Source organism: Acidobacteriota bacterium (genome assembly GCA_030697165.1).
In the GTDB taxonomy this organism is placed as follows: domain Bacteria; phylum Acidobacteriota; class Vicinamibacteria; order Vicinamibacterales; family UBA2999; genus 12-FULL-67-14b.
In genome coordinates this window covers 270,412-287,069 of sequence record JAUYQQ010000001.1, presented here as the reverse complement: position 1 = coordinate 287,069, position 16,658 = coordinate 270,412, and the positions used below count along the sequence as shown (strand labels likewise).

7 protein-coding genes are annotated in these 16,658 nt (G+C 68.1%); 3 read left to right on the top strand and 4 right to left on the bottom strand.

The window, feature by feature from the left end:
• Positions 1-4: 4 nt before the first annotated feature.
• The gene (locus Q8T13_01170) at positions 5-1,087 is read right to left on the bottom strand and encodes a HAMP domain-containing sensor histidine kinase (protein ID MDP3716360.1); all 1,083 of its coding nucleotides are present in this window, start codon (positions 1,085-1,087) and stop codon (positions 5-7) included.
• A 177-nt stretch (positions 1,088-1,264) separates the two neighbouring features.
• Here Q8T13_01170 and Q8T13_01165 point away from each other — a divergent pair, with 177 nt between their 5' ends.
• Positions 1,265-4,030: a TonB-dependent receptor gene (locus Q8T13_01165; protein ID MDP3716359.1), complete on the top strand. Its 2,766-nt coding sequence runs from the start codon at positions 1,265-1,267 to the stop codon at positions 4,028-4,030.
• 135 nt (positions 4,031-4,165) lie between these two features.
• Here the strand turns inward: Q8T13_01165 and Q8T13_01160 are convergent, their stop codons facing one another.
• From Q8T13_01160 to Q8T13_01150, 3 genes are read right to left on the bottom strand one after another with little or no spacing between them, the layout of a single operon-like run.
• Positions 4,166-7,030, bottom strand: coding sequence for a CHAT domain-containing protein (locus Q8T13_01160; GenBank protein MDP3716358.1), 2,865 nt, complete (start codon positions 7,028-7,030; stop codon positions 4,166-4,168).
• Positions 7,027-7,629: a hypothetical protein gene (locus Q8T13_01155; protein MDP3716357.1), complete on the bottom strand. Its 603-nt coding sequence runs from the start codon at positions 7,627-7,629 to the stop codon at positions 7,027-7,029. The genes Q8T13_01160 and Q8T13_01155 overlap by 4 nt, the downstream gene beginning before the upstream one ends.
• Positions 7,622-8,140: a sigma-70 family RNA polymerase sigma factor gene (locus Q8T13_01150; protein MDP3716356.1), complete on the bottom strand. Its 519-nt coding sequence runs from the start codon at positions 8,138-8,140 to the stop codon at positions 7,622-7,624. The genes Q8T13_01155 and Q8T13_01150 overlap by 8 nt, the downstream gene beginning before the upstream one ends.
• A 101-nt stretch (positions 8,141-8,241) precedes the next feature.
• Between Q8T13_01150 and Q8T13_01145 the strand changes: the two genes are divergently transcribed.
• Both Q8T13_01145 and Q8T13_01140 read left to right on the top strand, forming a co-directional pair.
• The gene (locus tag Q8T13_01145) at positions 8,242-9,600 is read left to right on the top strand and encodes a choice-of-anchor L domain-containing protein (protein ID MDP3716355.1); all 1,359 of its coding nucleotides are present in this window, start codon (positions 8,242-8,244) and stop codon (positions 9,598-9,600) included.
• A 7-nt stretch (positions 9,601-9,607) separates the two neighbouring features.
• Entirely contained in the window at positions 9,608-16,606 is a 6,999-nt protein-coding gene (locus tag Q8T13_01140) for a tandem-95 repeat protein (protein ID MDP3716354.1), read from the top strand.
• The last annotated feature ends 52 nt before the right edge of the window (positions 16,607-16,658 follow it).

The window sequence follows — 16,658 nt, the reverse complement described above, 5'->3', positions numbered from 1 at the left end:
CCAACTAAATCGGAATGGTAAAGAGCACGGTCGTGCCCTGGCCGGGCGTGCTCTCGGCCCAGATCCGTCCTGAGTGTCCCTCGACAATTCGCTTGGCGATGAACAGGCCCAGTCCCAACCCGCGCCGGTCGTCGTTATTCACCTGCACGAACCGTTCGAAGACCTTCTCGAGCTGATCGGCGGGGATTCCAGGGCCGGCATCGGCCACCGAACACCGCACATCGTCGCCGGCACGTTCGGCGCGCAGGACGATCCGGCCGTCGCGTGGGCTGAACCGGATGGCGTTGACGACCAGGTTTCCCAAGACCTGGACCATCCGCGCGTGATCGAATCTGGCCGGTAAGGCGCCGGTGTTCTCGACACTCAAGTCGATGCCCTTGACGGCTGCCGACTGGCGAAACTCGTCGGCCACCTCGGCGAGCAGCGCCTGCAGATCGCCCGGGTCCTTGACGATCGCGAGGCGTCCTGCGTCGATGCTGGCCACGTCGATGAGGTCGCCAATCAGGCGGCTGGCGCGCACCGAAAGACGATGAATACGGGAGACCGCGCTGCCGATTTGTGCCGCTTGCTCGGTGTTGCGGGAGATGTGGGCAATGGCGGCGCCGCTCATCGCAATGCCGCTCACCAGGTCGCGCAGGTCATGCGCGACCACGCCGAGGAAGTCGTCGCGATTGGCCAACGCGCCGTCTGACTGCACGCGCTCAGCTTGCAGCCGCCCATCCGTCTCTTCCCGCTCGACCGGCAGCAACCGCGCCAGCACCCGGGCGGTTTCGACGCGCTCGAACTCGAGCGTCTGGTCGGCGGTCTCGCGATCGGCGCGCACCGTGGCGTCCTCGACCTTCCGCTCCATCGCCACGACCGTGGTCGCCGACACCGTGCCGGCGCTTTCCTTCAGCAACTGGTCGGCTTTCCGCCTCGCCTCCTCGAGCACCGCGTCGGCTTCCTCGCGGGCGCGCTTCAACACCTCGTCGGCGCTCTCCTGGACGAGGTCTCGGCCCTCGGCGATTGCCAGGTCAGTCTTGTCGCGTTCTTCGCGCAGGCTGTCGTCGGTCTTGTCGCGCGCGGCGGAGGGCCTCGGGCTCGTCATGGCAGCAATAGACGGTATCACCGAATGTTGCAGCCCCAGACCGGGCGACCGATCCGCCCACCTTTTCCCACTTTCGCCATACTTCCAGCTGAGCCATGCAGGATCCAGGGACAAAAGCCGAGAGTCTATAGGTAAAATGCCACGGCTAGGTTTGAACTGCTGTTCTGGAGGGATGAAATGAGATTGCTACGAGGCGTAGGGTTGTTGTTGGGCCTGCTGGCCCTGATGCCGCTGACCGGCTGGGCGCAGCCTGCGCAGACCGGCACCATCTCCGGCACCGTGATGGACAGCTCAAACGCGGTTCTGCCCGGCGTAACGGTCACCGTCACCAGCCAGGACCGCGGGTTCATGCGAACGACGGTGACTGATGGGAACGGCCGCTACCTGTTTCCGGCGGTGCCGATTGGCCAGTACCGGGTGATTGCGACCCTGCAGGGTTTCAACACTGCCGAGGCCTCCAATAACGTCGTCGAGACCAGCAAGAACACCGACCTGCCCTTGACGCTGACCGTGGGCGCCCTGACGGACACCGTGGTCGTGACCGGGAGCACCCCGATCGTCGACACGACGACCGCGACGGCGACCACGACGGTGCGCCGCGAAGAGTTCGACAAGCTGCCGGTCGGCCGCAACTATCAGTCGCTGATCGGCGCGGCCCCCGGCGTGGTGGGCACCGGCAACGTCAATGCGCTCGGAGCGCTGACGAGCAACAACCTGTTCATCATCGACGCGGTCGACACGACCGATCCGACCACCGGCACCTTTGGCACCAACCTGAATTTCGAAGCCATCCAGGAAGTGTCCGTGTACACCTCGGCGGCCGGCGTTGAGTACAGCCGCGCGCAGGGCGCGATTGTCAATGTCGTCACCAAGTCGGGCACGAACCGCTTCGAGGGGTCGGCCAAGTACATCTTCCTGAACGATGAGTGGGACGAGCAGAACACGACCAAGAGCGAGGTGACCGGCGCGTCGCTCGCACGGGTCAAGTTCGACCAGGTCAATCCGGTGTATTCGTTCACCGGCGGCGGGCCGATCTGGAGGGACCGGGCGTGGTTCTTCGGTACCTACGAGCTGGCCCAGAGCACCTCGCCGCAGCGGCAGACCGTCGGCCAGATCCCCGAGGACTTCCAGCAGGTGCGCGAGGACAAGTTCTCGAATATCCGCGGCACCGTGCAGCTCGCCGAGGGACACACGGCCTGGGTCAAGTATTACCGGTCGCCTTCCGACGGGTTCGTCATCGACTATTGGGGCGCCGCCGCCGAACGCGAATCCCTGACCGGACAGAGCCAGAGCGCCTCCAACTGGGCGGCGCAGTGGAGCGGCGTGGTGCGCAACAACTGGTCCATGGAGGCCGCGTTCGCGAACTATGCCTCGCTGATCACGGTCGACACGTTCGAGGCCAGCGGCCGCCTGGCGAACGCGCCAATCTTCAACGTCGCCGAGAGCAAGTACTACAACGGCGCGACGTTCTCGGGCTTCGTCGAGCGCCCGCGGCAGCAGTTCAACGTCGCGAGCAACTGGTTCCTGTCGCCCGGCGGCCGGTCGCACAACATCAAGGTCGGGTACGACTTCCAGAACCTCGAGTCCAGCTCCCAGTTCGACTACCCGAACCGGCAGCTCTACTTCGCCGAATCCTACGTCCAGGCCACCGGCGCCATGGTGCCGCAGTCGCGGCGCGACTTCGATGCCGGCCCGTCGACCTCCACCGGCAAGATTCACGCGGTCTTCGCGCGCGACAAGTTCGAGCTGAGCGATCGCATCTCGCTCGAAGCCGGCGTGCGCTACGAGCTGCAGACCGGCACCAGCGACGTCGGCTCCGACACGGTCGATACCGCCGTCTTCACGCCGCGTGTTTCGGGCACCTACGACATCACCGGCGACGGCAAGACGCTGGTGACCGGCAGCTACGGACGCTACTACGCCAGCATCATCCAGGGCTTCTCCGACGCCTTCGCCAGCGTGCCGCAGCAGACCAACTACGACAACTTCGTCTGGAACGGCAGCGCGTATGTGTTCTCGAATCGGGTACAGCTGAGTGGCTCGACCTTCCGGCCGAACACCGACCTCGAGCCGTATCACATGGATGAGGGCACCATCGGCTTCCAACGGCAGTTTGGCCAGTCGCTCGGTGCCGGCGTGCGGTTCATCACCCGCAAGTGGGACAACCTGATCGACGACGTCCGCACCTTCAACCCCGACAACACGATCCTGCGCCAGGTCGTCAATTACGAACCCGCCGAGCGCAAGTATCGCGGCGTTCAGCTCACCTTCGAAAAGCGGTTTGCCAACAACTGGAACGCCCAGGGCAGCTACACCTACTCCCAGACCCGCGGCAACCATTTCGCCAACAACTTCACCACCCTCGGGGACTACCTCGACGCCCAATGCCGGACCACCGCCGACCTCACGGTCGGGAACGGCGGCATCATCCCGTGCGCGGAAGTCAACAACGGCGCCAACAAGTACGGCTCGCCGATTTACGACCGTCCGCACAACTTCAAGCTGAACGCCGCCTACGTGCGCGGGTTCGGGCCGGTCAATGTCACGGTCGGCATGTTGACCGACTTCATTTCGAAGCGGCGCTACCAGAAAGAGCGAACCGTCAACGTCCTGACGCCCGGCACGCAGAACAACGCCGGTCCGACCGCGACGTACTACTACAACGAGTTGGGCTCCGACGTTCTTGACGGCATGGAGAACGTCACCGACTTCTCGACCGAGCTGACCTGGAAGGTCGCCGGCAGCCACCAGGCCGGATTCCGGGCGGAGGCCTTCAACCTCTTCAACAACGAGGAGAAGATCATCAGCAACAACGTCACCTGGTGTGGCAACACCGCCACCGCCGCGTGCACGACCGCGGTCAACAACTTCGGCAAGGCCAGCGCGCGCGGCTCGTTCCTGCAGCCGCGCCGCTACCGCTTCTCGCTGATCTATCGGTTCTAACGTGAGCCTGGAGCCGGTGGCGCCCTGGCGCCACCGGCCACTCTTCCTGCCGTCGCTGTGTCGATGCCAGCGCCCCCGAGCGAGGGCTGATCGAACTTCAGCCAGTTGCCGCGCTGGCGCTGCAGGAAGTACCGGTCAGCGAGGACGCCCGGCCAGTCGCACCAGGGCCGAGCGTGCGAGCAACTCGCCTTGCCGCCGGGCCTCGACGCGAATCCACCCGTCGGCGGTCGTCGCCGGGATCGCGAAGGGAGATGGCGTGGTCGTCGCCGGGCCGATGGGCAGCCCGGTGGCGTCGAACACCTCGACGATGTGCTCGTCGGCTGACGGCACCGGCATCCAGACCAACCGGTCATGGCTGACGATCGGCTCGATGGACGCCCCGGTGGCGCCACGATCGACTTCGCCACCGGATTGCAACCCCAGGCTCCCTGCCGGCCAGGGCATCACGAGGATGACCGCCACGCCAGCGGCGGCAGCCCCGGCCGCGGACGTCACGACCCACGTCCTGCCAGGCGTCGTAAAGAACACCACCACGCTTGCCAGTAACAGCATCACGGCCAGGTTGCCGGCGGTAGATGCGGAGTAATGCCAGGGGGCCGGCCGCGCCGTGATGCCCACCTGCGCGCCTGGACTGCCGGTCAACACGTAGGCCGCCCACGCCCGCGGCGGGGCGCCGCGCCGACGCAGCTCGCGGCGGGCGTTGGCCGCTGCCGCCCCGAGTGGCTGGCCGGCCGCCAGCTCGCGATACAGCACGTCGGCGAAGATCGGGCCCGGCGCGTCGGGCACGTCCCACAGGGTTGCCAGCGTGGCGGCGGCACCGGCATAGAGGAACGCTCGCGACAGGCTCATGACGCCTTCACCCGGTGACGGCGCGCCCGCTGCCGTGCTGCACGCCGACAGCACCACCAGGTCGGCTCCGAGTTTCTGCCGGTAGATTTCTTCGGCCGTCCACCGGTCGTCGCCGGCGAGCATCAGCGCCGACCGCAGCGGGCGCTCCTCGTCCACCACCGCGTGGTTGGCGAAGTGCAGGACCGCAAAACGGGACAGCCCGTGGGCGGCCAGGTGCGTCTTGGTGGCCTCGGTGCCAGTCAGCTCAGCCACTTCACCGCCGACGCGCCGGCGGATGGCCGCGGCTTCTGCCGCCGCTGCCGGCAGCGGATCGAGGGCGGCCGTGGTGGCCGGTGCGGCGACCACCAGCGCGGCCCCGGTGTGCTGGTCGCGACGAACGCGGTTGGCGAGCACAGTGGCGGACGGCACCGTCACGATGTTCCACCGCTCGATCAGCGGCACGGGATGGCCGAGCGCGTCGAAGGGCAATCGATGCAGCGGACCATCGGCGGCGATGATCAGGTTGCGTGCGGTTGACGGCAGGCCGGCCAGCGCCGGCGCGAGGACGTCGTTGTAGAGCCGGCTTGCGGTGGGACCGAGCCGGGTCTCGTCCTTGCTCTCCTGCACCAACGCGCTGAAGAAGTCGATGCGCCGACCCAGATCGGTGGCGGTACCGGCGAGCGGCAGCGCGGTCATCGCGAGGTGATCGCGGGTCACGGTGATCGCCAGCAGCAGGTTGTCGGCCGAGACGTACTCGACGAGCACATCGTCCTGGCCGAGGGTGGCTTGTACGGCCGCCGCGCTCAATGTCGGCGCCGCGGCGCCGGCTACCTGTGCCGATGACAGCGCATCGAGCAGGGCGCGGGCCCGCCCGGCTTCGGCAATTTCGAGAGCGGCCGCGGCCGCCGCCGGTCCCTCTGCTTCCCAGCGCACGCGGATCAGCTCGCGGTACGCCTTGGCGTGCAGTGACAGATAACTGGCGCGCAAGGTGGCGCCGGTGATGCTGGTGCGGCCGGCTTCGATGCGGGTAATCGCCTGCTCCAGCGCGACGCCGGCGCCGGCGAAGTCGCGGCGTGCGTGGCGCGCCGCGGCCAGCCCGTACTGGGCCCCGACCATCACTTCGTACATGGACGACTCCGCGGCCGCCGTGAATGCCGTGGCGGCCTCGTCGGGCCGGCCGCGCGCCATGGCGATCTGCCCGCGGCGCATCGCCATTTGCGGAAGGTAGCTGTCGGGGAAGAAACCTGAGGCGTTGGCCTGCTCGAGTTTTCGCTGCCAGACGTCGGCCTCGTCGAGGCGGCCGAGCCGGACGAGCGTGTCGGCGATGCTGTTCATCAGCGTCGGCCACAGCATCTCGCCGCCGCGGACCTGCGCCGTGTGCCACGCGGCCAGCCACGCCGCGAGCGAGGCGTCGTCGCGTCCCAATGCGGCTTCGAGGTCGGCCCGCATCCAGCCGAGGTTCATCAGCACGAAGACGTCGCCATCGGCCGCCGCCTGTGCCGCCTGACACGCCGCGCGCGCCGCGCCGTAATTGCCCAGTTGGGTATGGAGGCGGCACAGCCAGGTCTCCGCGTAGGCCAGGCACGTGGGGTTGCCGGACTTGGTGCAATTGTCGCGCGCGAAGGTCAGCTCGCGGTGCGCGGCGTCATACTGGCCCGCCTCGATCATGATGGCGCCGAAGGTGAAGTGCGCATCGTTCAGCGGGCCACCTTCCGGCCGGCTGGGATCGAGTTCGGCGCCGCGCGCGATGGCCGCCGTCAGGCGATTCACGGCGCCTGGGATGTCCAGGCTCCAGGCCCGCATGTTGCCTTCGGTCGCCAGCAGCGACACCTCGGCATCGACCACCTTGTGGACGCGCGCGAGCGTGCGTGCCTGCTGGCAGGCCGGCGCGCTCAACCCGACATCGATCGTCAGTTCCGAACGCGCGTAGCACGCCTTGGCGAGGTGCCGCGCGGCCTGCGCGTGGTCGCCCCCGGCCTGGGCCACGCGGGCCAGCCGCTCGTGGCGCTCGGCCCGTTCCACCATGCTGCGGGAGCCCTGGCTCAGGTGATACGGCGAAGCCGTCCGCTCGTCCGCGGTGACGGCGGACTGCGCCGCCGCGCCACCACTTGCGAGGGCCAGGACGACGACCAGGACCCCGGTGACGGTCCCGACCCGTTGCCGCCACGTCACCGTGAAACCTCGAGCTCGGCCAGCCGGGAGCGGGCGACCACCGCGTTGGCTGCCAGCGCTTCAACCCGCCATCGGTACAGGCCGGCTGACCGGGGCACGTCGTCCGGCCACGAGAGCGGAGGCGCGGTGACGTCGCGGGTCCACACCAGTTGTCCATCTTCTGAAAAGACATCAAGGCGATAGCTGGTGGCGGCCGGCACCGGTGACCAGGAGAGCGTCGGCGTGCCACCGGCTCCTGCCACCGCCGACAGTTCCTCCACGCCCACGGTTGTGCCACTGCGCAGCGTGGTTGAATCGTCGCTCGTCTGGCGATTAAGGACGACGCCGCCGATCACCACGACCAGCGTGGCGGCCACGGCCAGGGCGACGATGGGCGACCGCCAGATGGGGACCGGCGCAACCGCGGCTGGAATCAGGCCCTCGGTTTCCGCCTCTCGGCGCAGCTCGAGCAACCCCCGCCAGACCCGGGCGCAGGAGGCGCAGCCGGTGATGTGTTCGAACAGCGTCGCTCGCTCCGCAGCGCCGACCTCGTTGAGCACGAGCCGCTCGAACGCCGCCTCATCGACATGAGGCGACCGGAAGGCATGAACGTCAGCCATCGATTCCTCGTTTTCGCAGTCCGGCACGCAGGTCGGCCATGCCCCTGGCGACCAGGTTGCGCGCGCGTTGATACGACCACTCGTACATCGTCATTGTTTCATTCACCGAAAACCCGGCCAGGTGCGCTTGCACCGCGCGCCGCCGGTCAGCCGCCATCTCGCGCAACGCCTCCGCGGTCAGCCGCGCCCGTTCGCGCCGCGCGAGGTGATCCGCGGGCGTGTCGCCGCCAGGTTGCTGCTCGAGCTCGACCGGATCCGCCTCGGCGGGTTCGTCGGTCTCGGTGAGCATCCGGACCGTTTCCCGGACGGCGCACCTGTAAACATAAGAGGACGGGTTGGTAATGGTTTGCTCACGCTCCATCTGCCGCCAGATGCTGAGGAACACGCGCTGTTCCACGTCTTCGGCGATTTCCCGGCCCCGGGGGCCACCCACCCGCATGGCGACCGTCCGCACCAGCCGCGCGTAGCGGCGCACGAACGCCTCGATGTCGTGGGGGTCGGCACCGGACATGAATCGCCCAAGATTCTGCCATTCCCAGCCCGCGTGAGCAAAACCAACCTATGCCCGCCTCTAGTGGGAGGTCGTGTCTTCCGGCGCGACGAGGAGACCGAATGTTGCCAGCAAGAGATGTGAAGTGGGCCGTCATAGGTCTGACGTTGCTGATGTTGTGGCACCCATCCGGCGCGGCCGGCCAGTCGGCGAGTGCCTCGCACCTGGTCCAGGCCATGGACATTCCGGCCACCACCGCGGTGCTGGTGGCCGAGATCAGCGCGCCGGTGTTGACCGGCGCGTCGGCCGCCCGGGCCAAGTTCGGCTCCGTGCTGCCGCTGGCCGGCCCGTCCATCGCCATCCTCTCAACGGGCAGAGCGGCCGCGCCCGGCGATAACGGCTACAACAAGACCGTCAACCACAATGTGGCCGGCGTCGTTCCGCCCGGCTTCCCGGTGCAATCTTCCAAGTGCCCAAGCACCGTGGCTGGCGCGCCGCGGGATCAGACCCATGTGGCCGTCACGCTCACAGCGCCGGGCAACGTCAACGGGCTGGCGATCGACTTCAACTACTACTCGGCTGACTACCCGAAGTATGTGTGCACGTCGTTCGGCGACGCGATGGCCATCATCCTGGAGCGGGCCGGCACGTTTACGACGATCAGCGTCGACGACACCGGCTCGCCGGTCACGTCGAACACGGCCATGTTCGCCCATACGCAGGGGTCGTCCCTACTGACCGGCACCGGTTTCGAGCAGCAAGGCGCCACCGGATGGCTGACCGCATCGGCCGCGGTCACGGCACTCGAGGCGGTGACGCTGCACTTCTTGATTTGGGACTCCGGCGACGGCATCGACGATTCCACCGTGCTCCTCGACAACTTCCGCTGGCTGGTCGACCCGGCGGGCGGCGGCGGCAGCGGGCCGGCCACCGTGGACGCTGGCCCGGATGAAACGCTGACCGCGTTCGTGCAGCCGAGCGACCCGTCGAATCCGCTCTCGGCCAGCTTCTGGACCACCTTCGCGCGCCAGGCGAGCTTCACGGGCGCGTCCGCCATCTACTGGTCGAAGGACGGCGCCGTGGTATCGAATTCCTGGTCCGTGTCGGCGCAGCTCGGCTTGGGCACCCATACATTTATCGCAACCGTGGTCGGGTTGGACGGCGCGCAAGTGTCGGACTCCGTGACGGTGACGGTCGTCCCGCACGGCTCATCGACGGTCGGCCTAGGTGGTCCGCCGGGCCCCCAGGGGGCCGCAGGACCGCAGGGCCCGCCCGGACCCGAGGGGCAGGCAGGACCGCAGGGCCAGAAGGGCGACAAGGGTGATCCAGGTGCAGTGCCCAGCGGCACGGTGGTGCTGGTGATGCCTGGCGATCCGGCGCCGGACGGCTACACGCTGGTTGCGACGTTCAGACAGGTGATGGAACTGGTGGGCGTCAAGGGCCAGCGTCCCGTTGACGTCCGGGTCTATCGCAAGAACTAGGGGAGCCGTGCCGCCTGTTGCGACCCGCACCCTCGTTGGCGCGGCGCTGGTCGTCGCCGCTCTCATTCTCTCGACCGGGGCCCTTCCCTCGGCGCAGGCGCCGGGTGTGATCTGGCTGGCCGACGACGTCGCGGACGTCACGCTGGGGCAGCCGAACTGCACCCGCTATCCCAGGGTGAATGGATTCGACTTCGCTCCCGACGGCACGCCGATGGTGGGCTGGACCCAAGTCGAGGGATGCGGCGGTTCGAACGATACCTACTGGAGCGAGAAGCTGGCGGACGGTTGGCTGAAGCGCCAGTGGGGCAGCCAGGGTTTCTGGGGGACTGCCAGTCAGAACGGCAGCGGGCACGAGTTTGCGGTGGGGAACGATGGCCGGCCCTATCTATTCATGGTGGGCGGCAACAGCAGCAACCTGACATATCACACCTACCGCGCTGACCTGCGCGCGTATGCCGACGGTACCCCAGGCGCCCTGGTGTCAACGGGCGAGCATGTCGGCAACCACCAGGAATGCATCTACGTGCGGTACAAGGTGGACGGCGGTCCGGGGCAAGCCTGGCCGTACCGGGTCACGGCGCGCGGCCACTGCACCAACTCCGGGCCTTTTAGGTTCGAGGGGCAGTCGCTCACCGCTGATCAGCTCATCCGCGGGTTCGATCTGGCCATGGACGCCGACGGCCGCGCCCACGTCGCCTACATCAACGTCAACGGGCACGTGATGTACATGCGGCCCGGCACTGCACCGGCCCAGGTGGCCACCGTCAACTACTACAGCGACGAAGTGGCGATCCAACCTGGGCCGAATGGCACGGTTCACATCGTCGCGCGCGGGCTGGACTTCACGGGCGAACTCGATCGCGGCGTGCTCGGCTACTTCCGGTCGTCCGACGATGGCGCGACGTGGGCGCACGTGGACAATGCCGACGCTTCTCGCGTGACCTATGGCCTGAGCCTGCAGCTGGATCCCTCTGGCGCGCCGGCGGTGGCCTACTGGCGCTATGGCCAGGGCCTGTACTACACCTCGCGCGCGTCGGGCGCGTGGGTCGAGAGCCGCGTGGTGCGTCCAGGGTTCAGCGGAGTGGAGTGGGTGAAGCCGCCGTACCTGCGGTTCGATGCGGCCGGCGTCCCGCATATTGCGTACTACGACTGGACGTCGAACCGGATCCGCATCTCGTCGCCGTGGCCGGGTGGTGGGGCTGGTGGGGAGCCGCCGGTCGACCTGCGCGTGACGGGCAATGCCTCGCCGAATCCGACGGTGGCCGGGACGCAGGTCACCTACACGCTGGACGTCGCCAACGCCGCGGCGCGGGAAGCCTCGGGCGTCCGCGTCCGCGTGACGCTGCCGGCCGGGGCCACGGCCAGTAGCCTCAACCCGGCGCCGATCAGCAACGCCGCGGGTGTGTTGACGTTCGATGCGTGGCGCGTGCGCGGCGGTGGCGTGGGGCAGGACCGTCTCGCGTCCGGGGCCACCGGCACGATTACGATCAACGTGAGCGGGCTCACCACCGGGATCTCCGAGCTTCCCGTGGTGGTGTCCAGCACGGAAGAGGACGCCGGCCTCGCCGACAACAGCATCGTCGTCACGGCCCGCATCAACGCGGCGACCTGCGCGCTGCCGGTGTCGGGACGCACGGCGTGGTGGCCTGGCGACGGCACGTCGCTCAACTACGGGTCGGGTCCGGCGTATCACGGCACGGCGGTCGGCGGCGTCAGCTACGGTCCCGGCGCGGTGGGGCAGGCGTTCGTATTCGACGGTGCGACGGGCTACCTCCACGTGGATAACGGCTACCCGGAACACTACTGGCCCGGCACCGGCTCGACGAGCGTCGCGGTGTGGTTTGCGACCAGCGTCGTCAGCGGCACGGCGGCGCAGGTGATCGCCTCGCAGAACGATACAGCGAATGCGCCGTGCTGTGGGTCCCCTCAGGGCTACGCGGCCTGGTATCTGTACGTGCAGGGCGGCGTCGTCCGCGCCTCGATGCACGACAACGGCTACAACGGTGCAGACGGCACCCCGTGGGTCGTGATCGAGGGCACGACGCCGGTGGCCGACGGTGCCTTCCACCACGCGGCGCTCGTGATCGACCGGCCGGCCCTGCAGGCGCGGCTCTATGTGAATGGTGTCCTCGATGCTTCGGCGGCGCTCCATGACGGGTGGACGATGTCCAACGGCGACTTCGAGCGCGAGCCGCTGGTGATCGGCGCATCGCAGGCCGGGTGGAGCGTGGCGTACGCCAACTTCTTCGCGGGCGCGATCGACGATGTGGCGCTCTACAAGCGGGTGCTGACCGCCACGGAGATCGCCAATGCAGCCACTGGCCCATCGCTGCGCCAGTGCGGCGCGCCGAACCAGGCGCCGGCGATAGTGGGACCGGGCGACCAGATACATACTGAGGGCGAGATCGTCACGCTGGCGCTCGAGGCCAGCGATCCCGAGAGCGATCCGCTCTCGTGGAGTGCGACGGGTTTGCCGGGCGGGATCGGCATCGATCCGGGAACGGGCGCGATCAGTGGCACGTTGCCGTACGGATCCGCGGGGAGCTACCCGGTGACAGTCACCGTGCGCGATCCGGAGGCGCAGTCGAGCGCATCGTTCACATGGGCCGTGCAGCCCGGTGCGCCGCCGCCGTCGATCGATCATCCCGGCGACCAGCATAGCGAAGAGGGCGAGACGATCTCGTTGCCGCTGACCTGGTCGGTCGGCGAGGGCAAGATTGTCGCCTTCATGGCGACGGGGCTTCCGCCTGGGCTGGCGATCGCCCCGAACACCGGCGTCATCAGCGGCACGCTGACCATGGAATCGTCCGGCTCGTTCCAGGTGACGGTGACGGTCTCCGACGGTGTGCGCGATACCCCGATCACGTTCTGGTGGTTTGTCGACGACATGAACCGGGAACCGGTCGCCGTGGACGATGCGCTCGAGATCGACCGGAACACGCCGACGTTCACGATTCCGGCGTCGCAGTTGCTGGCCAACGACTCTGATCCGGACGGCGACGACCTGTTCATCATCGCGGTGGGCGGCTCGACCAACGGTCTCGCCGTGCTGCGCGAGGATGGCCACGTCGACTTTACAGTGGACCCGGTGTTCCATGGCACCGCGTCGTTCGTCTATGACGCGAGCGACCGGCGCGGCGGCTCGGCGCCGGCCAACGTCGTCATTACCGTGACGCTGGTGAACGAGGACCCGGTGGCCGCGGACGACGCGGCGGTGACGCAGGGCGGGCCGGTCACGATCGACGTACTGGTCAACGACCGTGATCCCGACGGCGACCCGGTGACGATCACCGGCATCACGCAGGCGCCAGCGAAGGGCACGGCCACCATTGCAGGGTCGTCGATCACCTACACGCCGACGTCGATGACCTACAACGGCGCCGACAGCTTCGCCTACGCGATCAGCGACGGGCTGGGCGGCACGGCGTCGGCGACAGTCGTGATCACCACGCCGGCCGGCGAGATGGCCGACCTGCAGGTGACGATCGTCGGGGTGGAGCGGGATCCGGAGTCGGGTATCCCGCTCGTCGTCGTCCTCGTGAAAAACGACGGGCCAGCGGCGGCTTCATCGTTGGGGTTCTCGGCACTCGCGTCAAGTACGGCGACGATCGGCATTGCGCGTGTCAGGGCGGGCCCCGCTGGCACCTGGTGCGACATGTCTGGCGGCGGTGGCCAGGCCTCTTGCACGGTGCCGGCCATGGCCCCCGGCGACGAGGCGATGTTCGAGCTGCCGGCCACGCCCCTCGCGGCCGAGTCCCCGCGCACGTTCCAACTGTCGGCGCACGCCTTCGCCGCCGTGATCGATCCCGACTATGGCAACAATGCCGTGACCGCTCCGGTCACGATCCCGCTGGTCGTGTCGGACTTGGCAGTGTCGCTCGAGGCCTCGCACGCGTCGTATCGCGTGGGTGAGTCCGTGACGTTCACGGCCGTCGTGACTAACCACGGCCCCGACGCGTCGGTGAGCAGCGCGCTTGCCCTGACCTTCGATGGTTCGGGAACGGCGTCGACGCCGATGTGTTCCGCGTCGGGCGCGGCCAGTGGGCAGCAGTCCTGGTTCTGCAGCGTGCCGAGCCTCGCGGAAGGCGACACGTGGACGGTCACCTTCGAGCAGGTGGCGTCGGTCGCCGGGACCCGCGTCAGCAGTGCGCAACTCGAGGTCGCGTCGATGGCGATCTGGATGACGGATCCCGTCCCCGGCAACAACTTCGTCGAGGTCGTGACCGAGGCCAACCTCAACCGCGCGCCGGTGGCGGTGGACGACCCCATCGAGACCGACGAGGACACGCCCCTCGAGATCGTGCCCGCGACGCTGCTGGCCAACGACACCGACGCGGACGGCGACACGCTGACGATCGTCGCCGTGAGCGACTCCGCGGTTAACGGCACCGTCACGTTCGAGGCCGGCGTCATCGTGTTCACGCCGGCGCAGGACTTCCACGGCGCGGCCTCGTTCCAGTACCGCATCGACGACGGTCACGACGCCACGGCGTGGGGCACCGTGCACATCACCGTGCATTCGGTGAACGACGAACCGGCGGTGCCCGACCAACTCGTCAACGCCGTGTCCGGCGTGCCGCTCACGGTCGCGATTGGCGCCACCGACGTGGACGGCGACAAGCTGGCTTATGCGGTCGACGAGGGCCCGGCGCACGGCACCGCCGAGATCGCGGACGACACGGTGGTGTACACCGCGGACGCCGGGTTCGACGGCATCGACACGATTGTGGTGAGGGCCGACGACGGCGCCGGCGGCGTGGCGACCGGGCGGATCCGGGTCCAGGTGACGAAGACGAACGATCCCCCCGTGTTCGAGAGCCTCACGGTCGAGGTGTCCGGCAGTGGTCCGGTATCGGTCACCCTCGCGGCCGTCGACCCGGATGGCGATACGTTGAGCTACCGCCTCACTGTCGGGCCCGAGTTCGGCGCGGCAACACTGGCCGGCGATCAGCTGACCTACACGCCGGAGGCCGACTTCGAGGGTTCAGAGAAGATCGAACTGGAGGCCGACGACGGCCGCGGCGGGACGACGCGGGCGCAGGTGACGTTCGTCGTGACCCTGGTGAACCAGCCGCCGTTCGTGGCCTCGCCGGTTGCCGACGTGTCGCTGCTCGAGGACGCGCTACCGTTCGTCGTCACTCTCGACGGCGTGTTCAAGGATGCAGAAGATGTCGACGGGCTGACGTACACGGCGTCGTCGGACAACCCAGATGTCGTGACGGTATCCGTCGACAGCGTGGCCGGCACCGGCACCCTGACGCTCACGCTGGTGCCCGACGCTTTCGGTGTCGCTACTGTCACCGTCGTCGTGAGCGACGGCGAGTTCACGGTGCAGGATCAGTTCCTCGTCACGGTCGCGCCCGTGAACGACCCGCCGCGACTGGATCAACCCGCGAACGTTCGGGTGGTTGGCGGCACGCAGGTCGTGGTGCCGCTGGCCGGCCTCGCGGCCGGACCGGCGAACGAGCTGGGTCAGGTCGTCACGGTGACGGCCGTGAGCTCGGGTCCATCGGTGACAGGACCGGTCACCGCCACGTTCGGGGAGGTGAGGTTCACGCCGCCCGTCCGGAACAACGTTGGGGTGGCTACCGTGATGGTGGAGGTGGCCGACAACGGCGGCACCGAGAACGGCGGACAGGACCGCACCACGCGGACGTTCACCGTGACCATTCTGCCGCCGCCGCCGACGCTCACCGCACCCGAGGCCCAGGTCGACGTCGTGCACGGCACGGTGTCGCTGCCGGTAACCTTCACGGCTTATCCCGAGGCCGAGCTGTTCTTCACGGCCGTGGGCCTGCCGCCCGGCTTGTCGATTGCCGCCGACACCGGAGTGATCTCCGGCACGCTCGGGAGCGCCACCGGCACCTATCCGGTGACCGTGATTCTCTACGACGGCCTGGCGACATCGAGTGCGACGTTCACCTGGCAGGTGGCGTTGGCGATCGTCGAGATCGCGGTGAATGAACAGATTTGGGTGACCGACTCTGTGGACGTGAGGCCATCCGCAATGATCACCGTCGACGAGGTCGTTACCGTCACCGACACGGTGGACGTGATGGGACCCGTGGTGATTGAGATCGACGAAGTCATCACCGTCACCGAGACGGTTGACCTGCAGGCGATGAACACGCCGACCGGCAACCCTCTGGTCCTCTCCCAGGGCGGCGTGACGCTCAGGTTCAGGGAGGTGACGGTCGCGGGCCAGACGACGGTGGAGCCGGAACCCGCCGCGCCGGCACTGCCGGCCGGCTTCGTGATGGCGGAGCCGCCCCTGATCTACGACATCGCGACCACAGCGCAGTTCACGGGCGGCGTCGAAGTGTGCGTCGCCTACGACCCGTTGGCCTTCAAGACGAGCGACCAGCGCCTGTTCCACCACACCGGATCGGCGTGGACCGACATCACCACGTCGAACCGGCGCGACACGTCCACCGTCTGCGGTACGACCACACACTTCTCGCCGTTTGCGGTGGTCGAACCCGTGCCGCTCGATGGCCGGATCATCGGCAACGGACGGATCGAGACGGCTGATGCGGATCACGAGTTTCACCTGCACGCCTCTGAAGGACTGCGGGGGGCGCGACCGAACGACCGTCTGCGCTACGAGGTGACGACCACCGAGAGCGTGACGTCGCCCGGCAAGAGCGCCGGCAAGGGCAAGGCGGCCCCGCCGGTGGTGAAGAAGGTGACGCGGACCGATCGGTTCGAGGCCACCGCGATTCAATCGGTCCGCTTTTACGACGACCCAGCCTTCGGCCCCGGCAAGCCGAAGGGCGGGCCGAAGGCGGGCGTGACGGTGGACTCGGTCGTGATCACGGGCGCCGGCGCGTGGAACGGCGCGTCGGGCTACACGTTCGAGGCGCGCGCGGAGGACCGGGGCGAACCCGGCAAGAGCCGTGACACGTTCGCGATCACGATCCGCAGCCCGCAGGGCGCGGTCGTGGCGACGGTTGACGGCGTGATCACGGCGGGCAACATCCAATCCAAGAAGGTCGGCAAACGATGAACGCGCAGTCCGCGAGCAGGCGAGGAACTGAAAGGGAGAAGACGATGGGATT